This is a genomic window from Nonomuraea sp. NPDC050540 (assembly GCF_044457485.1).
In the GTDB taxonomy this organism is placed as follows: domain Bacteria; phylum Actinomycetota; class Actinomycetes; order Streptosporangiales; family Streptosporangiaceae; genus Nonomuraea.
This window is the reverse complement of the sequence record NZ_JBITHA010000005.1, coordinates 457,261-482,778: the sequence shown is the minus strand read 5'-3', so window position 1 is coordinate 482,778 and position 25,518 is coordinate 457,261. Positions and strand designations below refer to the sequence as shown.

At 70.2% G+C, this 25,518-nt stretch carries 25 protein-coding genes and 2 pseudogenes; 11 read left to right on the top strand and 16 right to left on the bottom strand.

The genetic code is table 11. The annotated features are described in order from the left end of the window. Nucleotides 1–26 precede the first annotated feature (26 nt). The 7 genes from ACIBI5_RS20170 to ACIBI5_RS20140 all read right to left on the bottom strand — a co-directional run bounded on the left by ACIBI5_RS20170 (nucleotide 27) and on the right by ACIBI5_RS20140 (nucleotide 9,158). A complete protein-coding gene (locus tag ACIBI5_RS20170) occupies nucleotides 27–986 on the bottom strand; it encodes a TerC family protein (protein WP_397248777.1) in 960 nt (319 codons plus the stop codon). Continuing rightward, nucleotides 983–1,375, bottom strand: coding sequence for a hypothetical protein (locus ACIBI5_RS20165; protein WP_379632684.1), 393 nt, complete (start codon nucleotides 1,373–1,375; stop codon nucleotides 983–985). The genes ACIBI5_RS20170 and ACIBI5_RS20165 overlap by 4 nt, the downstream gene beginning before the upstream one ends. After that, a complete protein-coding gene (locus tag ACIBI5_RS20160; RefSeq protein WP_397248775.1) occupies nucleotides 1,375–2,862 on the bottom strand; it encodes an Nramp family divalent metal transporter in 1,488 nt (495 codons plus the stop codon). Before ACIBI5_RS20160 ends, ACIBI5_RS20165 begins: the two co-directional genes overlap by 1 nt. Nucleotides 2,863–2,938: 76 nt before the next feature. Further along, nucleotides 2,939–5,053, bottom strand: a complete 2,115-nt coding sequence (locus ACIBI5_RS20155) for an acetate--CoA ligase family protein (RefSeq protein ID WP_397248773.1) — start codon at nucleotides 5,051–5,053, stop codon at nucleotides 2,939–2,941. Further along, the gene (frc, locus tag ACIBI5_RS20150; protein ID WP_397248771.1) at nucleotides 5,053–6,276 is read right to left on the bottom strand and encodes a formyl-CoA transferase; all 1,224 of its coding nucleotides are present in this window, start codon (nucleotides 6,274–6,276) and stop codon (nucleotides 5,053–5,055) included. The genes ACIBI5_RS20155 and frc overlap by 1 nt, the downstream gene beginning before the upstream one ends. A 7-nt stretch (nucleotides 6,277–6,283) precedes the next feature. After that, complete coding sequence (locus ACIBI5_RS20145) at nucleotides 6,284–7,948, bottom strand: thiamine pyrophosphate-binding protein (RefSeq protein WP_397248769.1); 1,665 nt, start codon at nucleotides 7,946–7,948, stop codon at nucleotides 6,284–6,286. An 88-nt stretch (nucleotides 7,949–8,036) separates the two neighbouring features. Continuing rightward, nucleotides 8,037–9,158 carry a molybdopterin molybdotransferase MoeA gene (locus ACIBI5_RS20140; RefSeq protein WP_397248767.1) on the bottom strand — a complete coding sequence of 374 codons (1,122 nt, stop codon included), beginning with the start codon at nucleotides 9,156–9,158 and terminating at the stop codon, nucleotides 8,037–8,039. A 74-nt stretch (nucleotides 9,159–9,232) separates the two neighbouring features. Here ACIBI5_RS20140 and ACIBI5_RS20135 point away from each other — a divergent pair, with 74 nt between their 5' ends. From ACIBI5_RS20135 to fdhD, 5 genes are read left to right on the top strand one after another with little or no spacing between them, the layout of a single operon-like run. Further along, on the top strand, nucleotides 9,233–10,210 hold the full coding sequence (locus ACIBI5_RS20135; RefSeq protein WP_397248765.1) for a 2-dehydropantoate 2-reductase: 978 nt from the start codon (nucleotides 9,233–9,235) through the stop codon (nucleotides 10,208–10,210). Nucleotides 10,211–10,248: 38 nt separating this feature from the next. Further along, the gene (locus ACIBI5_RS20130; RefSeq protein ID WP_397248763.1) at nucleotides 10,249–12,150 is read left to right on the top strand and encodes a molybdopterin oxidoreductase family protein; all 1,902 of its coding nucleotides are present in this window, start codon (nucleotides 10,249–10,251) and stop codon (nucleotides 12,148–12,150) included. After that, nucleotides 12,150–13,895, top strand: a complete 1,746-nt coding sequence (locus tag ACIBI5_RS20125) for an NAD(P)H-dependent oxidoreductase subunit E (protein WP_397248761.1) — start codon at nucleotides 12,150–12,152, stop codon at nucleotides 13,893–13,895. The genes ACIBI5_RS20130 and ACIBI5_RS20125 overlap by 1 nt, the downstream gene beginning before the upstream one ends. Next, nucleotides 13,895–14,734, top strand: a complete 840-nt coding sequence (locus ACIBI5_RS20120; RefSeq protein ID WP_397249147.1) for a 2Fe-2S iron-sulfur cluster-binding protein — start codon at nucleotides 13,895–13,897, stop codon at nucleotides 14,732–14,734. Before ACIBI5_RS20125 ends, ACIBI5_RS20120 begins: the two co-directional genes overlap by 1 nt. Next, a complete protein-coding gene (gene fdhD, locus ACIBI5_RS20115; protein ID WP_397248759.1) occupies nucleotides 14,727–15,584 on the top strand; it encodes a formate dehydrogenase accessory sulfurtransferase FdhD in 858 nt (285 codons plus the stop codon). The genes ACIBI5_RS20120 and fdhD overlap by 8 nt, the downstream gene beginning before the upstream one ends. 147 nt (nucleotides 15,585–15,731) lie before the next feature. On the opposite strand, the gene ACIBI5_RS20110 is transcribed toward fdhD, so the two are convergent. From ACIBI5_RS20110 to ACIBI5_RS20090, 5 genes and pseudogenes are all read right to left on the bottom strand, one after another. After that, a complete protein-coding gene (locus tag ACIBI5_RS20110) occupies nucleotides 15,732–16,544 on the bottom strand; it encodes a lysostaphin resistance A-like protein (protein ID WP_397248757.1) in 813 nt (270 codons plus the stop codon). 28 nt (nucleotides 16,545–16,572) lie between these two features. Beyond that, entirely contained in the window at nucleotides 16,573–16,881 is a 309-nt protein-coding gene (locus tag ACIBI5_RS20105) for a hypothetical protein (RefSeq protein WP_397248755.1), read from the bottom strand. A gap of 162 nt (nucleotides 16,882–17,043) precedes the next feature. Beyond that, the gene (locus ACIBI5_RS20100; protein ID WP_397248753.1) at nucleotides 17,044–17,310 is read right to left on the bottom strand and encodes a hypothetical protein; all 267 of its coding nucleotides are present in this window, start codon (nucleotides 17,308–17,310) and stop codon (nucleotides 17,044–17,046) included. Between the two features lie 35 nt (nucleotides 17,311–17,345). Then, a complete protein-coding gene (locus ACIBI5_RS20095) occupies nucleotides 17,346–17,801 on the bottom strand; it encodes a serine hydrolase (RefSeq protein WP_397249145.1) in 456 nt (151 codons plus the stop codon). Nucleotides 17,802–17,974: 173 nt separating this feature from the next. Continuing rightward, nucleotides 17,975–18,322 (bottom strand): annotated as a pseudogene (locus ACIBI5_RS20090) (serine hydrolase domain-containing protein); the annotation flags it as partial. A gap of 111 nt (nucleotides 18,323–18,433) precedes the next feature. Between ACIBI5_RS20090 and ACIBI5_RS20085 the strand changes: the two are divergent. Next, nucleotides 18,434–18,586 (top strand): annotated as a pseudogene (locus ACIBI5_RS20085) (sigma factor); the annotation flags it as partial. Nucleotides 18,587–18,623: 37 nt separating this feature from the next. Further along, nucleotides 18,624–18,758, top strand: a complete 135-nt coding sequence (locus tag ACIBI5_RS20080; RefSeq protein ID WP_397249153.1) for a hypothetical protein — start codon at nucleotides 18,624–18,626, stop codon at nucleotides 18,756–18,758. A gap of 4 nt (nucleotides 18,759–18,762) precedes the next feature. On the opposite strand, the gene ACIBI5_RS20075 is transcribed toward ACIBI5_RS20080, so the two are convergent. Beyond that, entirely contained in the window at nucleotides 18,763–19,404 is a 642-nt protein-coding gene (locus ACIBI5_RS20075; protein ID WP_397248751.1) for a TetR/AcrR family transcriptional regulator, read from the bottom strand. A gap of 125 nt (nucleotides 19,405–19,529) precedes the next feature. Here ACIBI5_RS20075 and ACIBI5_RS20070 point away from each other — a divergent pair, with 125 nt between their 5' ends. Further along, entirely contained in the window at nucleotides 19,530–19,859 is a 330-nt protein-coding gene (locus ACIBI5_RS20070) for a hypothetical protein (RefSeq protein WP_397248749.1), read from the top strand. 34 nt (nucleotides 19,860–19,893) lie between these two features. Continuing rightward, nucleotides 19,894–20,526 carry an SRPBCC family protein gene (locus ACIBI5_RS20065; protein ID WP_397248747.1) on the top strand — a complete coding sequence of 211 codons (633 nt, stop codon included), beginning with the start codon at nucleotides 19,894–19,896 and terminating at the stop codon, nucleotides 20,524–20,526. Nucleotides 20,527–20,593: 67 nt separating this feature from the next. Here ACIBI5_RS20065 and ACIBI5_RS20060 read toward each other — a convergent pair whose 3' ends face one another. The 3 genes from ACIBI5_RS20060 to ACIBI5_RS20050 form a co-directional block, all read right to left on the bottom strand. After that, nucleotides 20,594–21,529 (bottom strand): LysR family transcriptional regulator, encoded by a 936-nt coding sequence (locus ACIBI5_RS20060; RefSeq protein ID WP_397248745.1) that lies wholly within the window; start codon nucleotides 21,527–21,529, stop codon nucleotides 20,594–20,596. A gap of 103 nt (nucleotides 21,530–21,632) precedes the next feature. Continuing rightward, entirely contained in the window at nucleotides 21,633–22,352 is a 720-nt protein-coding gene (locus ACIBI5_RS20055) for a DUF5941 domain-containing protein (protein WP_397248743.1), read from the bottom strand. Beyond that, nucleotides 22,349–23,869: a CDP-alcohol phosphatidyltransferase family protein gene (locus tag ACIBI5_RS20050; RefSeq protein WP_397248741.1), complete on the bottom strand. Its 1,521-nt coding sequence runs from the start codon at nucleotides 23,867–23,869 to the stop codon at nucleotides 22,349–22,351. The genes ACIBI5_RS20055 and ACIBI5_RS20050 overlap by 4 nt, the downstream gene beginning before the upstream one ends. A 118-nt stretch (nucleotides 23,870–23,987) precedes the next feature. Between ACIBI5_RS20050 and recO the strand changes: the two genes are divergently transcribed. Further along, complete coding sequence (gene recO / locus ACIBI5_RS20045) at nucleotides 23,988–24,722, top strand: DNA repair protein RecO (RefSeq protein WP_379622000.1); 735 nt, start codon at nucleotides 23,988–23,990, stop codon at nucleotides 24,720–24,722. Beyond that, a complete protein-coding gene (locus ACIBI5_RS20040) occupies nucleotides 24,719–25,498 on the top strand; it encodes an isoprenyl transferase (protein ID WP_397248738.1) in 780 nt (259 codons plus the stop codon). The genes recO and ACIBI5_RS20040 overlap by 4 nt, the downstream gene beginning before the upstream one ends. Nucleotides 25,499–25,518: the final 20 nt, after the last annotated feature.

Genomic DNA, 25,518 nt, shown 5'->3' with positions numbered 1-25,518 from the left:
ACCGGCCGCGCCCGCCCGCGGCCGTGTCAGCGCTCAGCCGGCTCCTCGTCCCGAACGGCACGGGACTTCAGCAGGCTGAGCACGGTGGTGACGGCGAGCGTCCCGAGGATGACGCCGAGAGAGACCACGATCGGGATCTCCGGCGCCCAGGACACCCCGTCGTGGTGCAGCGCCTCCAGGATGAGCTTCACCCCGATGAACGCCAGCACCACCGACAGCCCCTTGCTCAGGTAGACGAGCCGGTCCAGCAGCCCGCCGATCAGGAAGAACAGCTGCCGCAGCCCCATGAGCGCGAAGGCGTTGGCGGTGAACACCAGGTAGGGCTCCTTGGTCAGGCCGAAGATGGCCGGGATGGAGTCCAGGGCGAACAACAGGTCGGTGGTCCCGATGGCGACCATGACGATGAGCATCGGGGTCACCATGCGGCGGCCGTGGTGCACGGTCAGGCGGGCGCCGTGGTAGGTGTCGGTGGCCGGCAGCACGCGGCGTACCATCCGCAGCGCGATGTTCTCGGAGAACTCCGCTTCCTCCTCCTCGTGCCCGATCAGCTTCCACGCGGTGTAGACGAGGAAGGCGCCGAAGACGTAGAAGAGCCAGTCGAAGCGGGTCACCGCCTCGGCGCCGGCCGCGATGAAGCCGCCGCGCATGACCAGCGCCAGCACGATCCCGATGAGCAGCACCTTCTGCCGGTACTGCCGCGGCACCCGGAACCGGCTCATGATCAGCAGGAAGACGAAGAGGTTGTCGACGCTGAGGGAGTACTCGGTGATCCAGCCGGCGAAGAACTCCCCGCCGTGCGCGGGCCCCGAGAACATCAGCAGCCCGAAGCCGAACAGCACGGCCAGGGCGACGTAGAAGGAGACCCAGCCGACGCACTCCTTGAAGGAGGGTTCGCGCGGGTTGCGGGCGACGAGGGAGAAGTCGAGGGCGAGGATGAGGCCGAAGCCGCCGATCGTGGCGAGCCAGACCCATACGGGCAGGTTCATCGTCTCCTCACGGTCAGGCGTTCGTGCAGCCACACGAAGCCGATGGCGAAGCCGACGCTCACCATCGCCTGGTAGGCCAGGAACAACAGGACGCCGTCCCGCATCCCCACCCCGGCCAGGCTCTCCTGGATGAGTCTGGACATCGGAAACGCGACCATCCAGAACAGGGCGACAGGTGCGAAGGCCCCGGGCCGGAAGAGCCAGCGTCCGATGAGCAGGCCGTACGCGCCGCCGCACAGCGCCAGGGGTACGGCCAGCGCGAGCGCCGACAGCGCGGCCCGTCCGAGAGGCTGCCCCGCGAGCAGGGTCAGCCCCCCGGCGGCCACGCCGGCGACGGCTCCGATCGCCGCCCCGGGCAGGGCGGGTTCGAGGCTGTGCCGGATCGCCATCAGTCCACGACCACGCCGAACGCGAACAGGCTGTAGAAGAGCATGCCCAGGTAGAACACCGCGCCGAAGCCGACGATCACGTTGGTCCACCACTTCGGCCGGATCGGCTTGGGCAGCATGCGGTTGTTGACCAGCAGCAGCGTCACGCAGTAGGCGCCCATGGCGAACGTCGACAGGAACGCCAGCGTGTCCAGGATCCCGCTGGGCCCGTCGGCCGGGCCGAAGAGCAGGATCAGGATGCCGAAGATGATCACACCCCAGAGGAAGCCCGCGTACAGGTGGGACATCTTCCGCTTGCGGGCGCCGGGCACGAAGTTGTAGGTCATGTCGGCCTGCCCGCGCGAGAACGAGTCGAACAGCCCGAGCGTGGCGTTGAGTCCGATCAGCGCGATGAACCCGAGGAAGACCACCCCGAGCACCGAGCTGCCCGCCGAGGAGACGGCGTTCGACATCGCGGTCAGCGCCACCTCCCGGTCGTCGCCGGAGATGATCGTGCGCACCCCCGGGTTCTGCCGGACGGCGGCCTGGGCGATGACCGTGAAGGAGATCGTGACCAGCATGGTCACGCCCCAGAACAGCAGCAGCGCGTCGAAGGTGACCCAGCGCCGCCAGCCCTTCCACTTGGCCATCTCGGCGGGGTCGTCGGTGTCGAACATGAAGCCGCGCGCCGGCATCGCCTCTTCCTCGCCGGCGTGGCGCAGGCCGCGGATGCGCGGGATGTGCGCGCCCATGCCGGCGCCGGAGTCGCGCAGGTGCAGCGTGTACCACATCTGCTGCATCCCGGACGGCCCGGCGAACGCGCACGCCCCGACGATGACCGGGAACCACGCGGCCGACAGCGCCTCGGGCGGCAGGTAGCCGAAGGAGAACATGCCGGTGATCGTGGAGACCACGTCACCCCAGGAGCCGACCATCGCCGCGACCACCGCGGTGCTGAGCACGAGCACGCCGATGAGCACCGACAGCAGGTTCTCCAGCACGTTGTAGATCACCTTGGCCAGGGAGAAGACCACCCCGACCAGGATGAGCCCGATGACCGCGGTGACCACCCAGGGAATGCCGGTGATCTCCTCGAAGGCCGCCGCGCCCGCCGACAGGTGGCCGGGCCAGATGTAGACGGCGATGGCCGTCACGAAGAAGAACCACATGATCGGTTTGAACACGCGGGCGGCGCCGGAGAAGATGCTCTCCCCCGTCGCCATCGCGTACCGCGCCATCTCCAGCATCACGACGGCCTGCAGGGTGACGCCGATCAGGAACAACCACCTGATCTCCGGCCCGAACAGCAGGACGAGCCTGGGCCACATGTAGGACTCGCCCATCCCCACGCCCAGGGCGACCAGGAAGACGGTCGGCCCGAGAATGTGCACCGACGGGGGCGCGTCGGGCAGTTTTCTGATGGGCATCGGCTCCAGCCGGCCCGCTTTCCATACGCGTTCGTCCTCAACCGGCGGCGCCGCGGCCGCCGATGGTTTGGATGTGTCCACCTAAGGACCTCCTGGGGGGAAAGGTTGGTTCCTGTGGGCTGCCCCGATGTGCCCCCTCGCCTGCCGCGTCCGGCTCTTAACGCAGCAGTCCGGCCGCTCTGGCCCAGCGATACTTCGCGCCGAGCACGGCCACCGGCTTCTCAGTCGTGTACGGGTAGGCGATGACTCCGTGGTCGAACAGGTACGCGCAGGCTTCCTCCACTTCGGTGTCACCGGCCAGGGACGCGACGACCGGCTTGACGTTGCCCTTCTCCCGCTCCTCCGCCACCACGCGGGCGAGGAGTTCGGCGAAGACCATGGGCGGGGTGACGATCGTGTGCCAGTACCCGAGGACCAGCGCGTGCACGCGCCCGTCGGACAGCCCGAGCCTGACCGTGTTCTCGTAGGTCGACGGCGGTTCGCCGCCGGTGATGTCGATGGGGTTGCCCGCGGCCCCGAAGGGCGGGATGAAGGCGCGGAAGGCCTCGTCCAGGTCGGCCGGGATGTCCATGAGCGTGAGCCCGGCGTCCACGCACGCGTCGGACAGCAGCACGCCGGATCCGCCCGCTCCGGTGATGATGACGACGTTCTCCCCCTGCGGGGCGGGCATCAGCGGCAGCGCCCTGGCGTACTCCAGCATGTCGTTGAGACCGGGGGCGCGCACGACTCCGGCCTGGCGCAGGATGTCGTCGTAGACCTTGTCGTCGCCGGCCAGCGCCCCGGTGTGGGAACCGGCCGCCCGCGCGCCCATCGCCGTACGCCCGGCCTTGAGCACGATGACGGGCTTGTTCTTGACGACCCTGCGCGCGGCGTCGACGAAGCCGCGCCCGTCCTTGAGGTCCTCCAGGTGCATGGCGACCGCGCGGGTGTTGTCGTCCTGCTCGAAGAAGGTGAGCAGGTCGTCCTCGTCGACGTCGGCCTTGTTGCCGACGCCGACGATCGCCGAGACGCCCATCTTGGTGGTACGGCTGAAGCCCAGGATGGCCATGCCGATGCCGCCGCTCTGCGAGGTCAGCGCGACACTGCCCTTCACGTCGTACGGCGTGCAGAACGTGGCGCAGAGGTTCTCCGGCGTGTAGTAGTAGCCGTAGATGTTGGGCCCGAGCATCCGCACCCCGTGCCGGCGCGCGATCTCGACGATCTCCCGCTGGCCGTCGAGGTTGCCGGTCTCGGCGAACCCCGACGGGATCATGATCGCTCCCGCGACCCCCTTCTTGCCCGTCTCCTCCAGCGCGGGGGCCACGAAGGCGGCGGGGATGGCGAAGACGGCGACGTCCACGTCGTAGGGGACGTCGGCGATGCTCTTGTAGGCGGGCAGTCCCATGATCTCGGTGGCCTTGGGGTTGATCGGGAAGATCTGGCCCTGGTAGCCGCCGTTGATGAGGTTGCGCATGACCGAGTTGCCGATCTTGCCCTGTTCGGCGGAGGCGCCGATGACGGCGATGGCGCGCGGCTTGAAGATGCGGGTCATCTGGGCGAGGATGCGCTCCCTCGGCAGGCGTTCGACCGGCGCGGGCGCGGCGCCGACGAGGATGCGCACGTCGGCGGCGACGGCCCCGGAGGCACTGGCGAAGACGGGGTTGAGGTCGATCTCCACGATCTCGGGGTGCTCGTCGACCAGCCTGCCGACGCGCTCGATGAGCTGGGCGAGTGCGGCGCGGTCGGCGGGCTCGGCACCGCGCGCCCCACGCAGCACCTCCGCCGCTTTGATGTCGTCGAGCATCGTCAGGGCATCATCACCCGAGACGGGGGCCAGGCGGAAGGTCACGTCCTTGAGCACTTCGACCAGGACTCCGCCCAGGCCGAAGGCGACGACCTTGCCGAAGGTGGGGTCGGTGACGGCGCCGACGATGACCTCGTGGCCGCCGCCGACCAGTTGCTGGACCTGGACGCCGTCGATCTGGGCGCCGGGGTTGTAGGCGAGCGCGCCGGCGATGATCTTCTGGTGGCCCTCGCGGACCTCCTCGGGGGTCTTGAGCCCCACGAGCACGCCGCCGGCCTCGGTCTTGTGCAGGATGTCCGGTGAGACGATCTTCAAGACCACGGGGAAGCCGATTTTTGCTGATATTTCGACCGCTTCCTCGGCCGTGGTGGCCAGGCCCTCTCCCGGGGTGGCGATGCCGTACTCCTCGCAGATCGTCCTCCCCTCGGGGGCGGTCAGGGCCGTGCGGCCCTCGGCCAGCGCCTTCTCGATGACTTCCCTCGCGGACATCAGATGACTCCGTTCGTCTTCAGCTCGGCCAACTCGCCCGCGCTCACGCCGAGCGCACCGTAGATCTCCTGGTTGTGCTCGCCGAGCAGGGGCGGGGTGCGCACGTCCACCGGCGAGTCGGAAAGCTGCAGCGGGCTGCCCACGGTGACGAACTCGCCCCGCTCCGGGTGCTCCACCGCGACGACGATGCCCTCCTCGCGCAGGCTCTCGTCCTGCGCCAGCTCCCTGGTCGACAGGATCGGGCCGCACGGGACGTTCTCGGCGTTGAGCCGGTCGAGCACCGACCACTTGTCGTGGCGGATGGTCCACTCCTCGATGAGCTGGAACATCTTGTCGAGCTTGCCCAGCCGGGCCTCAGGGGTGGCCCACTCGGGGTCGTCGGCCAGCTCGGGGCGGCCGATGATGCCGGCGATCGGCCGCCAGCCGACCGGCTGGACGATCACGTAGATGTAGTCGTTGGGGCCGCCCGGCGCGCAGCGCACCGCCCATCCGGGCTGGCCGCCGCCGCTGGCGTTGCCCGAGCGCGGCACCTCGTCGCCGAAGCTCCTGTTCGGGTACTCGCGCAGCGGCCCGTGCGCCAGCCGCTGCTGGTCACGCAGCTTCACCCGGCACAGATTCAGGACGGCGTGCTGCATCGCCACCTGCACCCGCTGCCCCCGCCCGGTGCCCTCCCGCTGGTACAGGGCGGCGAGGATGCCCGCCACCACGTGCACTCCGGTGCCCGAGTCGCCAATCTGCGCGCCCGTGGCCAGCGGCGGCCCCTCCTCGAAGCCCGTCGTGGTCATCGAGCCGCCCATGGCCTGGGCGATCACCTCGTACGCCTTGAACTTGGCGTACTTCCCGGCGCCGAAGCCCTTGATCGAGGCGTAGATGAGGCGCGGGTTGAGCTCGCTCAGGCGCTCCCAGGTGAAGCCCATCCGGTCGACCGCGCCGGGCCCGAAGTTCTCGACCAGGATGTCGGCGCCCTTCACCAGTTCGGTGAACAACTCCTTGCCCCGCTCGGACTTCATGTTGAGGGTGATACTGCGCTTGTTGCAGTTGAGCATCGTGAAGTAGAGGCTGTCGACGCCGGGTTTGTCGCGCAGCTGCTGACGGGTGATGTCGCCCGTGGGCGCCTCCAGCTTGACCACGTCGGCGCCGAGCCAGGCGAGCAGCTGGGTGGCCGACGGCCCGGACTGGACGTGGGTCATGTCGAGGACGCGGACGCCTTCCAGAGCCTTCATCTGAGCCTCACTTGTACATCGTCTGGTTCATGGTTCCGGGGGCGTAGACCTCGGGGTCGACCCACACGTTGATCAGCGAGGGCTTGCCGGACTCGCGGGCCCTGCGCAGGGCCGGGGCGATCTCGTCCGGGTCGCGGACCTCCTCGCCGTGGCCGCCGAGCAGCTTGGCGAAGTCGCCGTAACGGATGTCGCCCAGCGTGTTGCCGACGCGGGCGCGGTCCTCGCCGTACTTGGCGGCCTGGCCGTACCTGATCTGGTTCATCGAGGAGTTGTTGCCGATGACGCCGATGAACGGCAGGTCGAAGCGGATCATCGTCTCGAAGTCCCAGCCGGTCAGGGAGAAGGCGCCGTCGCCGAACAGGCAGAGCACCTCCTTGTCACGGCGGGCCTGCTTGGCGGCCATCGCGAACGCCATGCCGACGCCGAGGGTGCCCAGCGGGCCCGGGTCCATCCAGTGGCCGGGCGACTTGGGCTGCACGACCTGGCCGGAGAAGGTGACGATGTCGCCACCGTCGCCGATGTAGATGGTGTCCTCGGTCAGGAACTCGTTGATCTCGTGGACGAGGCGGTAGGGGTCGATGGGCGTGCTCGCCGACAGCTGCCTGGGCAGGCGCTTGTCGTAGGACTGGGTCTCGACCGCGCGCAGTTCCTCGATCCACTCCTTGCGCCTGGCGGCGGCGTCGCTGATCCGGCCGCTGGCCGCCTGGACCGCGGCCGACAGGATGAGCCCGGCGTCGCCGACGATGCCCAGGTCGATGTCGCGGTTCTTGCCGACCGTGCGGTAGTCGAGGTCGATCTGGACCACGGTGGCGGCCAGGGACAGGCGCTTGCCGTACCCCATCCTGAAGTCGAACGGCGTGCCGACGATGATGATGAGGTCGGCCTCGGTGAAGGCGTACCTTCTCGAGAGCTGGAAGTGGTGCGGGTCGCCGGGCGGGAGTGTGCCGCGCCCGGAGCCGTTCATGTAGGCGGGCACGTTCAGGCTTCTGACGAAGTCGATGGCCGCGTCGGTGGCCCGGCAGGTCCAGACCTGGCTGCCGAGCAGGATGCACGGCTTCTCGGCGTGGGCGAGCATGTCGGCCAGGCGCTCGATCGCCTCCGGGTCGCCGGCCTGCCGCGTGGAGGCCCGGTAGTTCTTGGGGATGCGCGCCTTCTCCAGCGGGATCTTCGCGTCCAGCACGTCGCGCGGGATCTCCAGGAACGACGGGCCCGGAGCGCCGTGGTAGCACTCGCGGAAGGCCATCGACACGATGTCGGCCACGCGTTCGGTGCTCGGCACCGTGGCGGCGAACTTCGTGATCGGCGTCATCATGTCCACGTGCGGCAGGTCCTGGAGTGAGCCCATCTTGTGCTGGCTCAGCGCGCCCTGGCCGCCGATGAGCAGCATGGGGCTCTCCGCGCGGAAGGCGTTGGCCACGCCGGTGACCGCGTCGGTCGTGCCCGGTCCCGCGGTGACCACCGCGCAGCCGGGTTTGCCGGTGATGCGCGCGTAGCCGTCAGCGGCGTGCGCGGCCACCTGCTCGTGACGAACGTCGATCACCTCGATGCCCTCATCGACGCAACCGTCGTAGATGTCGATGATGTGCCCGCCGCACAGCGTGTAGATCACATCCACGCCCTCGGCCTTGAGCGCTTTGGCTACCAGATGACCGCCAGAGATCGTTTCCGACATCGTGCACCCTTCTCGGCGACTGTCTCCCGCATACTGCATACCGTATGACGCCAATGGTTACTCCCTTGTGAACGGCCTGTCCAGACCTCTACGGCAACTCGATCAACTCCACGGGCCCGCCGCACCACCCCGGCGGCACCGCCGCCAGGGCCTCGGCCAGCGCCGCTCCCCACAACGAACCCGGCCGGTCGCGCCCCACGGGAACCGCGCCCTCCTCCGAGCGCCGGACCGGCACCAGGCGGGTGTCGCGCGGATGCGCCCGCACCGGCCCCGCCAGCGCGCTCATCTCGCCCCGGTACGGCCGGCCGAGCAACGGCACCAGCAGCGTGAGGGCCGCCCCGAGCGCGGCGAAGGGGTTCCCCGGCAGGCCCACGAGCATGGCCCCCGACTCCAGCCCGGCCAGGATCTGCGGATGCCCGGGGCGCACGGCCACCCCGTCGACCAGGATCTCCGCGCCCCGCAGCACGGCACGCAGATGGTCGGCCGGACCCTTGGACGAGGCCCCGCAGACCACGACCACGTCGGCGTCCTGGCTCGCGAGCGCCTCGCGCAGCGCCCGCTCGCCGTCGGGCAGCCTGGCGACGCCGGCCAGGCGGCCGCCCGCCCACTCGACCAGGCCGGGCAGCATCGGCCCGATGGCGTCGCGTACCCGGCCGGGCCCCGGCACGCCCGCGAAGACCACCTCGTCCCCGGTCACCAGCACCGACACGGCGGGTCTGGGCACCACACGCAGCCGGTCGTGCCCCAGCCCGGCGGCCAGCCCCAGCACGGACGGGGTCACCACGGTCCCGGCGCCGAGCACCACGGCGTCCTCGGGGATGTCCTCGCCCCGGCGCCTGATGTGCCGTCCCGCCTCGGCCGGGCCCTTGACCCACTTGCCGTCGGCGTCGGCGGCCTCGTAGGGCAGCACCGCCGCCGAGCCCGCGGGCACCGGGGCTCCGGTGGCGATCTCGACGGCCTCGCCGTCCGCCAGCGACGGGTACGCCGCTCCCCCGGCCAGCACTCTGCCCATCAGGCGCCAGGGCGGCGGGCCGCAGACCGCGTAGCCGTCCATGGCCGACACGTCCGTGCCCGGCACCGGGACCAGGGCGCGGAGGGGTGCGGCCAGGCGGCAGCCGTACACCTCGGCGAGGGGGAGATCGGCCGGTGCGGGCGGGCGGGCGCGGGCGGCGGCGAGGGCGCGCGCCCGCTCCCAGGACAGCGTGCTCATGGGGCGGCTCCTTGACCGGCATTTTTCCATACTGTATACCGAATGCAGATTCCGACGCGAGAACGGAGCGCAGCATGAAAGTCGCTGTTCTTGGCGCCGGCGCCATCGGCGCGTACGTGGGAGCCGCCCTGCACAGGGCGGGAGTCGAGGTGCATCTGATCGCGAGAGGCGAGCACCTTGCGGCCATCCGCCGCGAGGGAGTACGGGTGCTCAGCCCCCGGGGCGATTTCGTCGCCCACCCCCATGCCACCGACGATCCGGCCCACGTCGGCCAGGTGGACCACGTCTTCCTGGGCCTCAAGGCGAACAGCTACGCCGCCGCGGGCCCCATGATCAAGCCGTTGCTGCACGAGGCCACGAGCATCATCGCCGCGCAGAACGGCATCCCGTGGTGGTACTTCCACGGGCTCAACGGCCCCTACCGGGGCTACCGCATCGAGAGCGTCGATCCGGACGGGGCCGTCACCGCGGCGTTGCCGCTGGAGCGCGCGATCGGCTGCGTCGTCTACGCCGCCACCGAGATCGAGGCGCCGGGCGTCATCCGGCACCTGGAGGGAACCCGGTTCTCCATCGGCGAGCCGGGCGGGCAGCTGAGCGCCCGGTGCGCCGCCTTCAGCCGGGCCGCGGTCGAGGGCGGGCTCAAGTGCCCGGTCGAGGCCGACGTCCGGCGCGATGTGTGGATCAAGCTGATGGGCAACATCGCCTTCAACCCGATCAGCGCCCTGGCCCGCGCCACCATGGCCGGCATCGCCCGCCACCAGGGCACCCGCGAACTGGTCATGGCCATGATGCGGGAGACCGTCGAGGTGGCGGGAAGGGTCGGGTGCGATCCGGGTGTGTCGATCGAACGGCGGCTGCGCGGCGCGGAGAAGGCGGGCGAGCACAAGACCTCCACGCTGCAGGACCTGGAGAAGGGCAAGCCGCTGGAACTGGACGTCCTGCTGGCCGCGGTGGTCGAGCTGGCCGATCTGACCGGCGCCGAGGTGCCGGTGCTGCGTGCGATCCACGCGGTGAGCGACCTGCTGAACGAGAACGTTGCTCCTACGGCCTAGCCAGGCATACCGTAGGCTGTATACAGAATGGAGGGATCATGAGCTACGACCGCCTGACCCATCCACTGGTGCGCGAGGACGGCGTGCTGCGCGAGGCCACTTGGGACGAGGCGCTCGACCGCGCCGCCGAGGGCTTCAGGCGCGCCGTCGACCGGCACGGCCCCGACACCTTCGCGATGTTGTCGTGCGCCCGCTCCACCAACGAGATGAACTACATAGGCCAGAAATTCACCCGTGTGGTCATGGGCACCAACAACGTGGACTCCTGCAACCGCACCTGCCACGCCCCCAGCGTGGCGGGGTTGTCGGCGGTGTTCGGCAGCGGTGGCGGCACCTCCTCCTACCAGGAGGTCGAGGACACCGACGTCATCGTGATGTGGGGCTCGGCCGCCAGGAACGCCCACCCGATCTTCTTCCACCACGTGCTCAAGGGCATCCACAAGGGCGCCCGCATGTTCGCCGTCGACCCCAGGCGCACCGGCACCGCACAGTGGGCCGACCGCTGGCTCGGCCTGAACGTCGGCACCGACATCCCCCTCGCCCACGCCGTGGCCCGCGAGATCATCCACGCCGGCCTGCACAACAAGGCGTTCATCGAGCGGGCGACGGCGGGCTTCGCGGAGTTCGCCGCCTCGGTCGAGCCGTGGACGCTCACCGCCGCCGAGCAGGTGACCGGCGTGCCGGCCGAGGCGATCAAGGAACTGGCCCACGCCTATGCCCGCGCCGACCGCGCCCAGCTGTGCTGGACGCTCGGCATCACCGAACACCACAACGCCACCGACAACGTGCGCGCGCTGATCAACCTGTCGCTGCTGACCGGCCACGTCGGCCGCTACGGTTCCGGCCTGTCACCCCTGCGCGGCCAGAACAACGTGCAGGGCGGCGGCGACATGGGCGCCATCCCCAACCGCCTGCCCGGCTTCCAGGACATCCTGGATCCGACGGTACGGCGGCGCTTCGAGTCAGCCTGGAACATCGGGATTCAGCCGAAATATGGTCTTAATCTCACCCAGATGCTGGAGGCGATGGCCGAGGGCGAGGTCACCACCTGCTACCTCATCGGCGAGAACCCCGTCCAGTCCGAGGCCGACTCGCTGGCCTGCGTCAAACGCCTGTCCATGCTCGACCACCTGGTCGTCCAGGACATCTTCCTCACCAAGACCGCCCAGCTGGCCGACGTCGTCCTGCCCGCCAGCGCCGCCTGGTGCGAGAGCGACGGCACGTTCACCAACAGCGAGCGCCGCGTCCAGCGCGTCCGCAAGGCGCTCGACCCGCCGGGCGAGGCCCGCGACGACATCTGGATCATGTGCGAACTGGCGCGCAGGCTCGGCCACGACTGGCACTACGACGGCGCCGAAGAGGTCTGGAACGAACTGCGCGCCCTCTCCCCCGCCCACGCCGGCATGACCTACCAGCGGCTGGCCGACCTGCAGGGCATCCAGTGGCCCTGCCCGTCCGAGGACTCCGTCGAACCGCCCTACCTGCACGGGCGGCTCTGGGAGAGCGACCCGGCCAGGCGCGGCACGCCGGCGCCGTTCGCCGTGCTGCGTCACTCACCGCCGGTGGACCTGCTCGACGAGGAGTACCCGCTCCGGCTCACCACCGGACGGCGGCTCGACTCCTACAACACCGGCGTCCAGTCCTCCGGGTTCGCCTCGCCGCTGCGCCGCGGCGAGACCATCGAACTGTGCCCGGAGGACGCGCTGCGCCTCGGGCTCGCCGCCGGGGAGGAGGTGCGGATCACCTCCAGGCGCGGCTCGGTCGTCGCGCCCGTCTTCATCGACCCCGCGCTGCGGCCGGGGCTGGTCTTCATGACGATGCACTTCCCGGACGAGGTCGACACCAACGCCCTCACCATCGAGGCGACCTGTCCCATCGCGGGGACGGCCGAGTTCAAGGCGGCAGCCGTACGCGTCGAGAAGCTTGTGGCGGTGGGCTGATGGACCTGCGCTTCCGCGACGCCGAGCCCACCGCGGAGGAGCGCGCCGCCGTCGACGCGCTGCTCGGGCCGCCCGCCACCGCGTGGGACGGCGGCGACAGAACCGCCGCCGACCTGCGCTCCGCCACCCGCGCCGAACCGGCGCGGGACCTGCTGCTGCCCGCGCTGCACGCGGTCAACGACCGGATGGGCTGGATCAGCGAGGGCGCGCTCGACTACATCTGCCGCCGGCTGACCGTGCCGCCCGCCGAGGCCTTCGGGGTGGCGTCGTTCTACTCGCTGTTCTCCCTGTCCGAGCGGCCCGCCTCCGTGCTGCACGTCTGCACGGACCTGGCCTGCCACGCTCAGGGCGCTTCCGAGGTACGGCAGGCCGTCGCGGACCGGCTCGGACCGCCGGGGAAGTCCTGGCAGGAGAGCCCGTGTCTCGGGTTGTGCGAGCGGGCACCTGCCTGCCTGACGTTGACGGCGGGCGATCCGGCCTCGGCCACGGTGGACGCCCCCTATTCCGCGGGTCAGGCCGGTGAGCCGCCCGTGGCGGCGGCGGTGCCGCAGGCCGGGCAGGACGGTCTCGTGCTGCTGCGGCGGGTCGGGGTCGTGGATCCGCTGAGCCTGGACGACTACCGGGCGCAGGGCGGGTACCAGGCGTTGCGCCGCGCCTTCCAGCTCGGCCCCGCCGGGGTGATCAGGGAGGTCACCGACTCAGGGCTGGTCGGCAGGGGCGGCGCCGCGTTCCCGACCGGCCGCAAGTGGGAGGCCACGGCCCGCCAGCCCGACCATCCGCGCTACCTGGTCTGCAACGCCGACGAGAGCGAGCCGGGCACCTTCAAGGACCGCGTGATCATGGAGGGCGACCCGTACGCGCTGATCGAGGCCATGACGATCGCCGCCTACGCCACCGGGTGCGCCAAGGGCTACCTGTACATCAGAGGCGAATATCCGCGGGCGCGGCACGCGCTGGAGAACGCCATGGCCACGGCCCGCGCCCGGGGCCTGCTCGGCGCGGACATCCTCGGCCAGGGGTTCTCCTTCGACATCGAGCTCCGGCGGGGGGCGGGGGCGTACATCTGCGGGGAGGAGACGGCGATCTTCAACTCCATCGAGGGGCGGCGCGGCGAGCCGCGCAGCAAGCCGCCGTTCCCGGTGGAGAAGGGCCTGTTCGGCAAGCCGACCGTGGTCAACAACGTGGAGACGCTGGTCAACGTGCTGCCGATTCTGGAGAGGGGGCCGTCGGCTTATCGGGGAGCGGAGCCCAAGTTGTTCTGCGTATCCGGAAATATCGTGAAACCTGGGGTCTATGAGCTGCCCTTCGGCGCCACGCTCAGGGAGCTTCTCGACCTGGCCGAGCCCACCGGCACGGTCAGGGCGGTGCTGCTGGGCGGCGCGGCCGGGGCGTTCGTCACCGACCTCGACATCCCGCTGACCTTCGAGGGCACCCGGCAGGCCGGTGCCACCCTGGGCTCCGGCGTCGTGCTCGTCCTCGGCGACGACGTCGACCTCAAAGCCATCCTGCTGCGCATCGCCGAGTTCTTCCGCGACGAGTCGTGCGGGCAGTGCGTGCCGTGCCGGGTCGGGACCGTGCGGCAGGAGGAGGCGCTGCACCGCCTCTCGCGCCGCGTCGACCACTCCGACCTGGTCCTGCTGCGCGAAGTCGGCCAGACCATGCGTGACGCCTCCATCTGCGGGCTCGGCCAGACCGCCTGGAACGCGGTCGAATCCGCCATCGACCGGTTGGGAGTCTTCAAGTGATCCCGTTGCAGCCCCCCCGGCGGCTGATCGACGTCGAGATCGACGGCGAAGCCGTACGCGTGCCTGAAGGAGCGACGCTCCTCGACGCCTGCGCGACGGCGGGAAAGGACATCCCGACGCTCTGCCACGGCGACACCCTCACCCCGAAGAACGCCTGCCGCGTCTGCGTGGTCGAGGTCGAGGGCGCGCGCACGCTGGCCCCGGCCTGCTCGCGCAAGGCAGAAGCCGGGATGAAGGTCGCCACCGGCACCGAGCGCGCCCGCCACAGCCGCAAGATCGTCCTCGAACTGCTGGCCTCCTCCACCGACCTGTCCACCACCCCGCGGGCCAAGGAATGGATGGCCGAGTACGGGGCCGACCCGGCCAGGTTCGGCGAGGACGCGGCCACCGTCGAGCAGCCCGCCAAGGTGGACAACGACCTCTACGTACGCGACTACGGCAAATGCATCCTCTGCTACAAGTGCGTGGACGCCTGCGGCGAGCAGTGGCAGAACTCCTTCGCCATCTCCGTGGCCGGACGCGGCTTCGACGCCACCATCTCCACCGAATGGGACGCGGCGCTCACCGACTCGGCCTGCGTCTACTGCGGCAACTGCGTGGAGGTCTGCCCGACCGGGGCACTGTCGTTCAAGACCGAATTCGACATGCGCGCCGAAGGCACCTGGGACGAGGACCGCCAGAGCGAGACCACCACCATCTGCAGCTACTGCGGCGTCGGCTGCAACCTCACCCTCCACGTCCAGGACAACAAGATCGTCAAGGTGACGTCGCCCCACGACAACCCCGTCACCCACGGCAACCTCTGCGTGAAGGGACGCTTCGGGTACGGCTATGTCTAGAGTGACGATCAAGCGCCCCATCCTGCGCGTGCGCGACACCACGACCCGCCGCTTCGACTCCCTGGCCGCCGAGGAACCCCTGGAGATCCGCCTCGACGGCACCCCGCTGACCGTCACCATGCGTACCCCCGGGGACGACTTCGACCTGGCCGCCGGATTCCTCGTCAGCGAAGGCGCCGTGGGCCGCGCCGCCGACGTCGCCGCCATCCGCTACTGCGCGGGCGCCCTGGCCGACGGGACACAGACGTACAACGTCCTGGATGTACGGCTGGCGCCCGGCGTACCCCGCCCTGAGCCCCGCAACTTCTACACCACCTCCTCCTGCGGCGTTTGCGGGAAGGCGTCGCTGGAGGCGGTACGCACCGTGGCCCGCTGGACGCCGCGCGAGGACCCCGTCAGGCTGAGCCGCCAGACGATCACCGCCCTGCCGGATCGGCTGCGCTCGGCCCAGCGCGTCTTCGACCGGACCGGCGGGTTGCACGCGGCCGGCCTGTTCTCACCGGCCGGCGAGGCGAGGTGCGTGCGCGAGGACGTGGGCCGGCACAACGCCGTGGACAAACTCCTCGGCTGGGCCCTGCGCGGCGACCTGCTGCCGCTGCGCGAAACCGTCCTGATGGTCTCCGGCCGCGCCTCCTTCGAACTGGTGCAGAAGGCGGTCATGGCCGGGATACCGGTGCTGGCCGCGGTCTCGGCACCCTCCTCCCTGGCCGTGGAACTGGCCGCCGAGGAGGGGATGACGCTGATCGGCTTCCTGCGGGGGGAGTCGATGAACGTCTATGCCGGCGAGCACCGCCTCGACGTCACCCCGGCCACCGGCCTCGGCTCGGCCGGTGGACGCACTCCGGGATGATGACGGGATGCCGAACGGTGCTCCGGTGCCCCCGACACCGTCCGGCATCCCACCGGGCAACCAGCCGCTTCACGCCAATGGACCTACGCGAACTGGCGCTTCGCGCCATTGGGCCCGATGCCTGGCCGCACCAGAAGGTGCAAGGAATCAAACCTCCCCGCGGACGAGCTGCGTCCGGCTCGGGCGCATCAGCCACACGGCGGCGGCGAGCGTGAGCACCCAGCCGATCACTTCGATGAGCAGGTGATCCGTTGCGTTGGGGACGGATTGCAGCAGATACACCCGGACGCTGTTGATCGCTCCGTGCGTCAAGACCGCGGGCCAGACGCTCCTCGACCGCCAGCGAAGCGCGAGCAACATCGGCGCCCATGGCAGCATGCCCGCGTAGTAGATGACGAGGTCCCAAAGGGGTCGATCGCCGATGACGGCGAGGACCGGCAGGTGCCAGACGATCCAGACCAGGCCGCTGACAAGGGCCAGCGGCCAGAATCCCCATGACGCGGCGCGTGTCGCCAGCCAGCCGCGCCAGCCGAACTCTTCACCGATGGCGAAGACCGACTGCATGAGGAAGACCGGAACGATCCAGATGGCCGCCACGAGGATCTGGTCGAGCGGGTTGAGCTGCCAGATCCCCGATGCCAGGGCGATGGCGGTCTGGATCGCGGCGATCGCGGCGATGAGGCCGATGCCGATGCCGGCCCACTTGGGTGTGCCGCGCCACCTGGTGGCGAACGTCTCTCGGAACGTTCCGGGTCGTCGGGCAAGCCACATGATGATCGCCGCGAGCAGCGGGGTCAGTTGCAGGATCGGCGTGATCAGGTTGTTGAAGTCCGTCGAGACGAGCCGGAAGACCATCGGAACGGACAACGCGAAACACAGCAGAACGGCGATCGTGAAGAACCACGTGACATCGAAAGTAGTTGATCTGGCGGAACGGGAGCGCGTGGGAGACGCGGTCATGATGACCTCGATTCGTGCGGGCGAGGATTTAGCTCGATGAACATACGGTGATCTTGGTGTAGCGCGGATCGGCCATCTTGAACTCGGGGAGAACCTCGATGACCTGGTCGTCCACGGAGATCCGGCCCGTCAGCCGCATGATCGCCGTCATCGACTCGCTCAAGGACGCGATACGGGACGGCGTCCGGGGCGTCACCGCGTGGTCGTCCCCATCCCGGCCGCGGGCGATCGCCTCGACGGACGACCCGTCGATCGGCTCCCGGTCACCGGCACAGGCCGGGGCCGTCCGGCCGATGGGCATGACGACGCCGCGAAGTATGAGACGGAGGAAACGCACATTCCCGAAGCTAGGCCGGGCGGAACCTGTCCCGCCTCACCCGAAGGGGTGAAGCCGGTACCGCCCGTCAGGATGGAATTCGTGCACGCGGTCACGCAGGTCGAGCTTCTGCCGGCCGGCGATCGGCCGGGGTTCACTCGTGATCACTGTGGTGGCAGGCTCCTAGAGTTGCCTCCACTGGTCCGACGGGGAGACGCCCGGTAGTGGCTTGCCGATGAGGGCCAGAGGGAGGAAGAAGCCGCCGGTGTGCAGGACGGTCAGGTACGTGCTGCCGGCGAGTTGCCCGGCGCGCAACTGGACCAGGCTGATGGTGGTCTGCGGGATCGTGCCGTTGCCCGTCGCCTTGTACAGGGCGCCGCCGATGTCCTTGAGCTCGGGGATGAGCGCGAGAGGGTTGGACAGGCGCGACTGCGGCTCGATGGCGGTCATGGTGGTGGGTTCCTTTCCGAACGGTGGTCTCGCCGCTATGACGGATCGCGCGTGACGAAGGTGACGGCGCGGTGCAGGGCGGCGGCGAGGCGGTCGTGTTCGGGGTAGGACCAGCCGAAGCCGAAGCGGCGCCGGGTGTAGCCGAGGACGATGCCGGTGCGGGGGTCGGCGAAGGCCTCGGAGCCGGCCGAGCCGTCGTGGCCGAACGCGTTCGCGCTGAGAAACGGGTAGCGCAGCCCCTTGGCCTGGAATCCGAGCGCGTAGTTGCCCTGGTCGCCGCGGACCAGGTCGGCGCCGACGGAGCGCGGCTGGGCGAACTCGGCGACGGTGTCCGGCTCGAGTAGCGGGGGACGCCCGTTCACGCCCCACAGGACCGCCGCGTACAGGGCGGCCAGGCCGCGGGCGCTGCCGACGCCTGGCCGTTCGCGCGGACGGTACGGTCGTTGGCGAAGGCCGCCTGGTCGAGCGGAGGCGTGCTGTTGAGCCCGTATCCGATGCCCGGGAGGCTGTGCGGGCCAGGGACGTTCGTCCAGAACGCGGCTTCCTGCTCAGGCGTCGCCGTCCACCATTGGATCGGGCGGAACCGGGCCTCCTCGGACGACGGCAGTCCCAGGTAGAGGTCCAGCCCGTACGGGATCCGGATGCGCTCGTCGTAGACCTGCCGCAGCGTCTGCCCGGTCACCCGACGGACCACCTCGCCGACCATGGCGAAGGAGACGAAGCCGCCGTAGCCGTAGGCCGCGCCCGGCCGCCAGTACGGGCGCTGCGTGGCCAGGCGGCGCGCGATCACCGCGTCGTCGGCGAGTTCGGCGGCGGACAGGCCGCCGTCGACTCCGATGACGCCGGAGCGGTGGGTGAGCACGTCCCGCAGCGTGATCGTGTCCTTGCCCGCGGCGGCGAACTCCGGCCAGTGCCGGGCCACGGGCTGGTCCAGGTCGAGAACTCCCTCCTGGGCCAGCACCGCCACCACCAGCGTCGCGGCGCCCTTGGTGGAGGAGTAGACGCCGGTCAGCGATCCGTCCCGCTCATCGCGGCCACCTTTCCCGAGTGTCTTTCCCGGGATGACGGTGAGCGCGGGTCAGAGGTGACCGGTCACCCTTTCTCGGTTCGACACGTCACCTGTATGAGAGAGAGGTACGCGACCCATGACGCGCTGGCTGTCCGGTTCGAAGGGCACCGCCCTCATCTGAGGGCGGTCGCCTACCGTATGCTCGGCTCGCTGAGCGAGGCCGAGGACGCGGTCCAGGAGCCGTGGCTACGGCTGGCGCGCTCGGACCACCACCCGCCCGGCGCTCGTGAACGGCCTCGCCGGCTTGGTCAACACCATCGACGGCCGGCTGGTGTCCATCATGAGTTTCACCGTCTCCGGCGGCAGGATCGCCGCGATCGACATCCTGTCCGACCGCGACCGGCCGGCCCGGCTCGACCTCGCCCATCTGGAGCCGTGATCGGTCAGGGGGCCAGGAGGTCGTTCAGTTCCGCCTCGAAGAGCAGGGCGGTGTCGATGCGCATGCCGTTGAAGTGGCCGGCGAGTTCCAGGGAGAGGACGCCGTGCACGCGGGTCCAGAAGCTCAGGGCCCGGTGAAGCGCCTCGGGCGGGGCGGAGTGGCCGGCGGCCCAGTCGCGGTGGTCGGCCAGGTGCGCGTCGAGCGGCGTCGCGGGGGCGTGCGCGGGTAGTTTGACGGCGGCGTCGAGCAGGGCCGTCATGATCTCGGAAGAGATGAGCGTGATGTCGTCGGGCGCCCGGTAGCCGGGGACGGGGGTGCCGTAGATCAGCAGGTACCGCTGGGGGTCCTCCAACGCCCAGGCGCGCATCGCGTGTGCCAGCCCGGCCAGGTCGGCACCGGCCGCGGCGGCTTCCTGGACGGTGTCGGCGAGGCTTCGGTAGGCGTCCCTGATGAGCTCGGTGATCAGGTCGTCGCGGCTGGCGTAGTAGCGGTAGAGGGCGGGGCCGCTCATGCCCATCTGTTTGGCGATCGCGTTGAGGGAGAGCGCGGAGGCGCCTGTCGTGGCGATCTGTTCCCAGGCGTGTTCCTTGATCTCCGCGCGTACCTGGGCCCGATAGCGCTCGCGGGGGGTCATCGTCTCCGCCATCTCCAGCCACCTTACATCGTGAAGATTTCGTTAGAAGGTATCACGAAATCTATTGACGCCTTCTTCCGTTGCTAGTTATAACTTCTAACGTAAGCATGAAGCCCTAACGGAACAGAGGGAGCGCCATGACCACCGCAACCATCCGCCGCACTCCGCTCGCGGTGACCATCTCCGCCTGGGCGGTTCCCATCATGGTGATCGGCCAGTTCGCCATGCTGGCGGTCATCCCGGTCGTCATCGCCCTCGTCGGCGCGCTCCGCAGCGGCCACGACCGGCTGGTCCGGTGGACGGCCGCGGCCGTGGCCGCCGCGTGGACGATCCCGTTCGTCATCTGGCAGGCGCGTCCCGACGGCGCGCCGAGCATGTCCAAGGACATCCACCCCGGCTTCGTCGCCTTGATCGTCGTCGCGTCCGCCGCGCTCATCCTCGCCATCTTCCGCGCCCGCCGCGGCTGACCGCTCCCCATCAGACGCCCCGAAAGGAACCACCATGTCCACGAACCGCACCCGCTTCGCCGCCCTCACCGTCTCCGTCGCCACCGCCGCCGCCGTCCTCGCGGGCAACGTCTCGGCCGCCCAGGCCGCCACCGCGCGTCAGCCCGGCCCCGCCGGGCTGACGTGCCGCGGCGCGGGCGTGGACCCCGGCGCCAAGGTCCGCTACCGGAGCGAGATCCTGATCAAGGCGCCCCTGCGCACCATCTGGAGCCTGCAGACCGACGTGGAGCGCTGGCCCCGGTGGCAGAAGCCCGTCGCCACCATGAAGCGCCTGGACAAGGGCCCGTTCCGCAAGCACTCGCAGTTCCGCTGGACCACCCCGGTGCCCGCCACCCCGGTCAGCCCGCCCACCACACTCGTCATCACCTCCACGGTGAAGCAGGTGAAGAAGGATCGGTGCATCCGCTGGACCGGGCCCGCGATCGGCAAGGGTCTGCGCATCGACCAGGGCGTCCACGTCTGGACGTTCGAAAAGGTCAAGGGCGGTGTCCTCGTACGCACCGAGGAGACCCACGCCGGCGAGCAGATCGAATCCGACGTCCCGCTCGCCACCCAGTTCCTCGGCCAGGGCCTGGAGGCCTGGCTGAGTGCCCTGAAGACCACGGCCGAGGCCGGCCACCAGCGATAGAACCGCCGTCCACGAGGCCCGCACCGGCGCGAAGAGCGCCGATGCGGGCCTCGGCGTTACCAAGGCGTCAGCCCCGATGCGCCCAGGCAGGTGTCCAGACCTCGCCGTCCTGGCCGCCGGACCACCTGGAACCGAAGTGGTCGCGAAGGGCGGCGAGTGCCGGGTGCGCGTTGTCGCGGTGCCAGGTCAGCGAGTGCGGATAGACCGGCATCGGACCACGTACGGCGATGCGCCGCAGCCCCTGGTCGGCGGGCCAGACGAGCCGGGTCTGCTCCCCCACGAACGTCGCCAGCGACCGGGAGTCGGCGATCGTGTCCAGCAGCGGCTCGGTCCCGAAGTCGGGCCCGGTGGTCTCGATCGTGAGCCCGAACGCGGCGGCGAGGTCGGCGTAGTAGGCGGCCCACTCGGTTCCGGGGACGATGCCGGGCATCCAGATCCGGTGCCCGGCCAGGCCGGCGGGCGTGACCGTGCGGGCGGCGGCGAGGTCGTGGGCGGGGCCGGTGACGAGCTGGATGGGTTCGTCGTGGACCCGGGCGGCCTCGATGTCGCCGGGAAGCCGCCGGCCGGGCATGGTGACGGCGCGGAAGGACGCGTCGATCGTGCCGGACGCGAGGGCGGCGAGGGCCGCGTCGGCGTCGAAGAGGGTCACGACGTCGAGTTCGATCTCGGGACGCGCGCGGTGGAAGGCGCCCAGCAGAGCGGCGGGGGCGAGCCGCCGGCCGATCACGTCGACGCGCAGCGCGCGGCTGCCGGGGCGTACGCTGGCGACCGCCCGCTCCGCCGCCCGCAGGAGGTCGCGGGCGTGCGGCAGAAACGCCTGCCCGTCGATGGTGAGCCGGGTTCCGCGCGCGGCACGCGTGAACAGCCGCACCCCGAGGTCGCGCTCCAGTGCGGCGACGCGCTTGGACACGGCCTGCTGGGTGATCGACAACTCGTCGGCGGCGTCCTGGAAACGCCCCGCGTCCGCGGCGGCCACGAAGGTGCGCACAGCATCGAGATCCACGCCGCCCGATGCTAGCCGCACAACGTCTGGTTGTGTCCGAAGGGCGGACGGGGCCCGGCGTCGTCGCCGCGCCTGGTCCCGTCCGGCCTGCCGTACCGGAGAATCAGCCCTTGTCGGCTTCTCCGGTGGCGGCTTCCTGAGCTTCTTCCGGGGAGGCCTCCAGGTCCTGCTCGGCGTCGGCGCCCGCCTGGGCGGAGGCCTTGTCCAGGCGCACCCACGAGGTGACGCTCTCCACCGCGAACAGGACGAACAGGTACGCCGTGAGCACCGCCAGCACCGGCAGCAGAATGTCCAGGGCGGCGCCGGCGCCGATGATCAGCAGCCGCACCTCCCAGCCGAGGCCCGCGTGGAAGACCCAGGCGGGCGGCCAGATGCTCTGGCGGGTGCGGTAGACGGTGTCGTAGGTGTGGTAGCCGACCACGTACACCAGCACGAACAGCAGCCACTTCGGCGCGTCGGCGGCCAGGCCCACCAGGATCACGGTCAGGAACTCGGTGCCGCGCAGCAGCGGCGGCGTGAGCCAGTCGAAGCGGCCCAGGTGGTCGCGCGGGGCGGTGGGCAGCACCAGCAGGACCACGACCAGCGGCGCCACGAAGAGCATCGGGCCCGGCTTCAGCAGCCCGGCGACGCCCAGGGCGATGACGACCAGCAGCGCGGCGAGCGTGGCGGGGACCGGAGGGAGGCCCTTGCCGATCTTGCCGGCGACGGCGTGGACGAGGAGCCCGTCGTCGCGGTAAGCGAGCAGACGGGCCGTCTGGATACGGCGCCGCTCCTCGTCGGGGTCGGGTGTGGGGGTGGCGGCGGCCTGCGGCTGAGTGATCATGCGAGCGACCTCATGAGGCGTCCGGTGAGGGTGTAGGCGGCGGCGACGGTGCCCCAGGCCACCAGGGTGATGAAGGTGACGCGGGCGTCGAAGAGGGCGGCGGTGATCGCGATGGCCGCGAACCGCTCGCCGATGGGGAACACGACCATCTTGCGGGCCCAGTGGACGGCCCGGTAGCGCCCGGCCTTGGTCCACATCTTCAGCAGGCCGCGGATGCCCTGGCTGCGCTCGATCTTGCGCTTCTCCAGGTCCTTGCGGAGTTTGCGGTCGTCGGGGGCGTCCAGCGCCAGCGTGGGCAGCTGCGCGGGGGGCTTGCGGCGGTTGGAGATGCCGAAGGAGAAGTCGAGCAGGTGGCGCACCGACTGCAGGCCGAGCGCGGCCAGCGCGAGGATCCAGATGTCGTCGCCGTTGCCGGAGACCACCCAGCCGACGGCCAGGCCGGCGAAGACCACGTACTCCTTGAACCGATCGAAGGTGGCGTCCAGCCACGCGCCCAGCACGCCGAACTTGCGGGCGTAGCGGGCCACCTGGCCGTCGACGCAGTCGAAGACGAAGGCGAAGTAGATGAGCACGCCGCCGGCGACCATCCACGGCCGCTGGCCGGTGGCGAAACAGCCCGCCGCCGCCACGCCGAGCAGGATGGAGATCAGCGTCACCTGGTTGGGGGTCAGGCCGCGGCGCGCCGCCCAGCGGGCGATGAAACGCGAGTACGTCGAGACGAAGTAGGTGGTGAAGAAGCCGTCGGCGCCCTTGACCGCGTTGTCGAGCTTGGCACGGTCCTCGTTCATGCCGGCCATCTCGGAGCCGGCCTCGTTGGCCTCCTCCTGGGTGGAGACCCGGCGGAAGAACAGGTCGCGGCGGCCGCGGATGCCGACCGAGACGCCCTTGCGCACCAGCCCGAACGCGACCAGCTGCGCCAGGTCGTCGTCGGGGCCGAAGCCGCCGGCCAGGTCGGCCAGCTCGCGGCAGGTCTCGGCGAGCACCGGCAGGTGCTGCGCCTTGATGTGGAGCGGGCCGAGCAGCACCGTGTTGGGCCTGGTCACCGCGATGGTGGCGGTGCCGACGGAGACGATGCGGGACTTGCCGGCGCGGGCACGGACGGGCAGGCCCTCCAGGGTGCGGTCGCCGATCTCGGGCTCGGCCTCGTCGATCGGGACGATGTCGGCGGCGCTGTCCTCCTGCGTGTCCTCACCGTTGTCCGGCCGCGGCTCCTTGGCCACGAGCGCGAGGGCGCCCCGCTTGGCCTTGGTGATCTGGTAGATCAGCTCGTCGTGGATGACGGAGTTGGCCGGGAGGATGAGAAGGTTGTCCGTTGCGGATTCTGCGACGTCGGCAAGGGCACGCAAAGCGGCGGCCACGTCGTGGGGCTCGATCGTGGCCGGCTGCGGATCCAGGGAGAGGATCTGACCGCGCAGTCTCTCGCCAACCGTGGGGTTGCCGGGCAGCGCGGCCAGCCGAAGGCCGGTCGGAGCGGTGTCGGGGCCGGGCGAAGAGCCCAGCAGGACCACGCGGGTCATGACTCCCTTTCGAGGCAGTTGCGGGGGGTTGAACAACGGGTAATGCGGGGACAGACGTCAAAGTCTAGTGAGCCTTGAGTAAAGCCGGTCCACCCCTGTGCCCCAATAGGATGTCCTCGTGAGTCTCTATCGTGACGAGGGCGTGGTCCTGCGCACGCAGAAACTGGGCGAGGCCGACCGCATCATCACGGTGCTCACCAAGCGCACGGGCAAGGTCAGGGCGGTCGCCAAGGGCGTGCGCCGCACCACGAGCAAGTTCGGGGCGCGCCTCGAACCGTTCACTCACGTAGATCTTCAACTGCACGTCGGACGCTCCCTCGACGTCGTCACACAGGCCGAGACGCTCAGGCCGTACGGCGAGGCGCTGGCGATCGACTACCCGAAGTACACCGCGGGCAGCGCGATGCTGGAGACCGCCGACCGGCTCACCCACGGAGAGAAGGAGCCGGCGCTGCGGCAGTTCCTGCTCCTGGTGGGCGGGCTGCGCACGCTGGCCGAGGGCGAACACGAAGCCAGGCTGGTCCTTGACGCGTATTTCCTGCGCTCGCTGGCCGTCGCCGGGTACGCTCCGGCGCTGGAGGCGTGCGCCAGGTGCCGTGCCCCGGCGATCAGGGCGTTCGCGATCGTGGCCGGTGGCGTGGTCTGCGGCGGCTGCAAACCGGCGGGCTCCGCCGTACCGTCGATCGAGACCATCGGGCTCATGACGGCGCTGCTGAAGGGCGACTGGGCGGCGGCCGACGCCTCGCTGCCGCGCCACCGCGGCGAGTGCAGCGGGCTGGTGGCCGCCTACCTGCAGTGGCACCTGGAGCACGGCATCCGCTCGCTCCGACACGTAGAAAGAGAACCGGTTTGAACGTCCGTCCCCCGACGCCCCACCCCTCCGGCGTGACGCCGCCGCCGATCCCCCGTGAGCTGGTGCCCAGGCACGTGGCGATCGTCATGGACGGCAACGGCCGCTGGGCCAAGCAGCGCGGGCTGCCGCGCACCGAGGGGCACAAGGCGGGCGAGGCGTCGCTGTTCGACGTGATCGAGGGCGCGATCGAGCTGGGCGTTCCCTATCTGTCGGCCTACGCCTTCTCCACGGAGAACTGGAAGCGTTCGCCGGACGAGGTGCGCTTCCTCATGGGCTTCAACCGCGACGTGATCCGCCGCCGCCGCGACGAGCTCAACGCCATGGGCGTGCGGGTGCGCTGGGCGGGCCGGCCGGGGCGGCTGTGGAAGAGCGTGATCTCCGAGCTGGAGACGGCCCAGGAGATGACCGAGCGCAACCGGACGCTGACGTTGCAGTTCTGCGTCAATTACGGCGGCCAGGCCGAAATCGTCGACGCCGCGGTGAAACTGGCCGCCGACATCGCCGCAGGCCGGGTGAAACCCGGCAAGGTCAACGAGAAGGTCTTCGCTCGCTACCTGGACGAACCGGACGTCCCCGAGGTCGACCTGTTCGTCCGCTCATCGGGCGAGCAGCGCTTCTCCAACTTCCTGCTGTGGCAGTCGGCCTACGCGGAGATGGTCTTCCTCAACCGCCTCTGGCCGGACTTCGACCGGCGCGATCTGTGGGAGGCCTGCGAAATCTACGCCAAGCGCGACAGAAGGTACGGCGGAGCCGTACCCAACGAAGTCGCCCGCTGAGACGGGAGGGGGCCCGCGCC

What these genes read in the sequence shown, in the direction of transcription:
- ACIBI5_RS20070 (WP_397248749.1), top strand. Translation starts at nt 19,530, where the DNA reads ATGACCACCGCAACCATCCGCCGCACTCCGCTCGCGGTGACCATCTCC.
- ACIBI5_RS20135 (WP_397248765.1), top strand. Translation starts at nt 9,233, where the DNA reads ATGAAAGTCGCTGTTCTTGGCGCCGGCGCCATCGGCGCGTACGTGGGA.
- ACIBI5_RS20145 (WP_397248769.1), bottom strand. Translation starts at nt 7,948, where the DNA reads ATGTCGGAAACGATCTCTGGCGGTCATCTGGTAGCCAAAGCGCTCAAG.
- ACIBI5_RS20050 (WP_397248741.1), bottom strand. Translation starts at nt 23,869, where the DNA reads ATGACCCGCGTGGTCCTGCTGGGCTCTTCGCCCGGCCCCGACACCGCT.
- ACIBI5_RS20155 (WP_397248773.1), bottom strand. Translation starts at nt 5,053, where the DNA reads ATGTCCGCGAGGGAAGTCATCGAGAAGGCGCTGGCCGAGGGCCGCACG.
- ACIBI5_RS20170 (WP_397248777.1), bottom strand. Translation starts at nt 986, where the DNA reads ATGAACCTGCCCGTATGGGTCTGGCTCGCCACGATCGGCGGCTTCGGC.
- ACIBI5_RS20075 (WP_397248751.1), bottom strand. Translation starts at nt 19,404, where the DNA reads ATGGCGGAGACGATGACCCCCCGCGAGCGCTATCGGGCCCAGGTACGC.
- ACIBI5_RS20110 (WP_397248757.1), bottom strand. Translation starts at nt 16,544, where the DNA reads ATGACCGCGTCTCCCACGCGCTCCCGTTCCGCCAGATCAACTACTTTC.
- ACIBI5_RS20165 (WP_379632684.1), bottom strand. Translation starts at nt 1,375, where the DNA reads ATGGCGATCCGGCACAGCCTCGAACCCGCCCTGCCCGGGGCGGCGATC.
- ACIBI5_RS20100 (WP_397248753.1), bottom strand. Translation starts at nt 17,310, where the DNA reads ATGACCGCCATCGAGCCGCAGTCGCGCCTGTCCAACCCTCTCGCGCTC.
- fdhD (WP_397248759.1), top strand. Translation starts at nt 14,727, where the DNA reads ATGTCTAGAGTGACGATCAAGCGCCCCATCCTGCGCGTGCGCGACACC.
- ACIBI5_RS20140 (WP_397248767.1), bottom strand. Translation starts at nt 9,158, where the DNA reads ATGAGCACGCTGTCCTGGGAGCGGGCGCGCGCCCTCGCCGCCGCCCGC.
- frc (WP_397248771.1), bottom strand. Translation starts at nt 6,276, where the DNA reads ATGAAGGCTCTGGAAGGCGTCCGCGTCCTCGACATGACCCACGTCCAG.
- ACIBI5_RS20065 (WP_397248747.1), top strand. Translation starts at nt 19,894, where the DNA reads ATGTCCACGAACCGCACCCGCTTCGCCGCCCTCACCGTCTCCGTCGCC.
- ACIBI5_RS20130 (WP_397248763.1), top strand. Translation starts at nt 10,249, where the DNA reads ATGAGCTACGACCGCCTGACCCATCCACTGGTGCGCGAGGACGGCGTG.
- ACIBI5_RS20055 (WP_397248743.1), bottom strand. Translation starts at nt 22,352, where the DNA reads ATGATCACTCAGCCGCAGGCCGCCGCCACCCCCACACCCGACCCCGAC.
- ACIBI5_RS20125 (WP_397248761.1), top strand. Translation starts at nt 12,150, where the DNA reads ATGGACCTGCGCTTCCGCGACGCCGAGCCCACCGCGGAGGAGCGCGCC.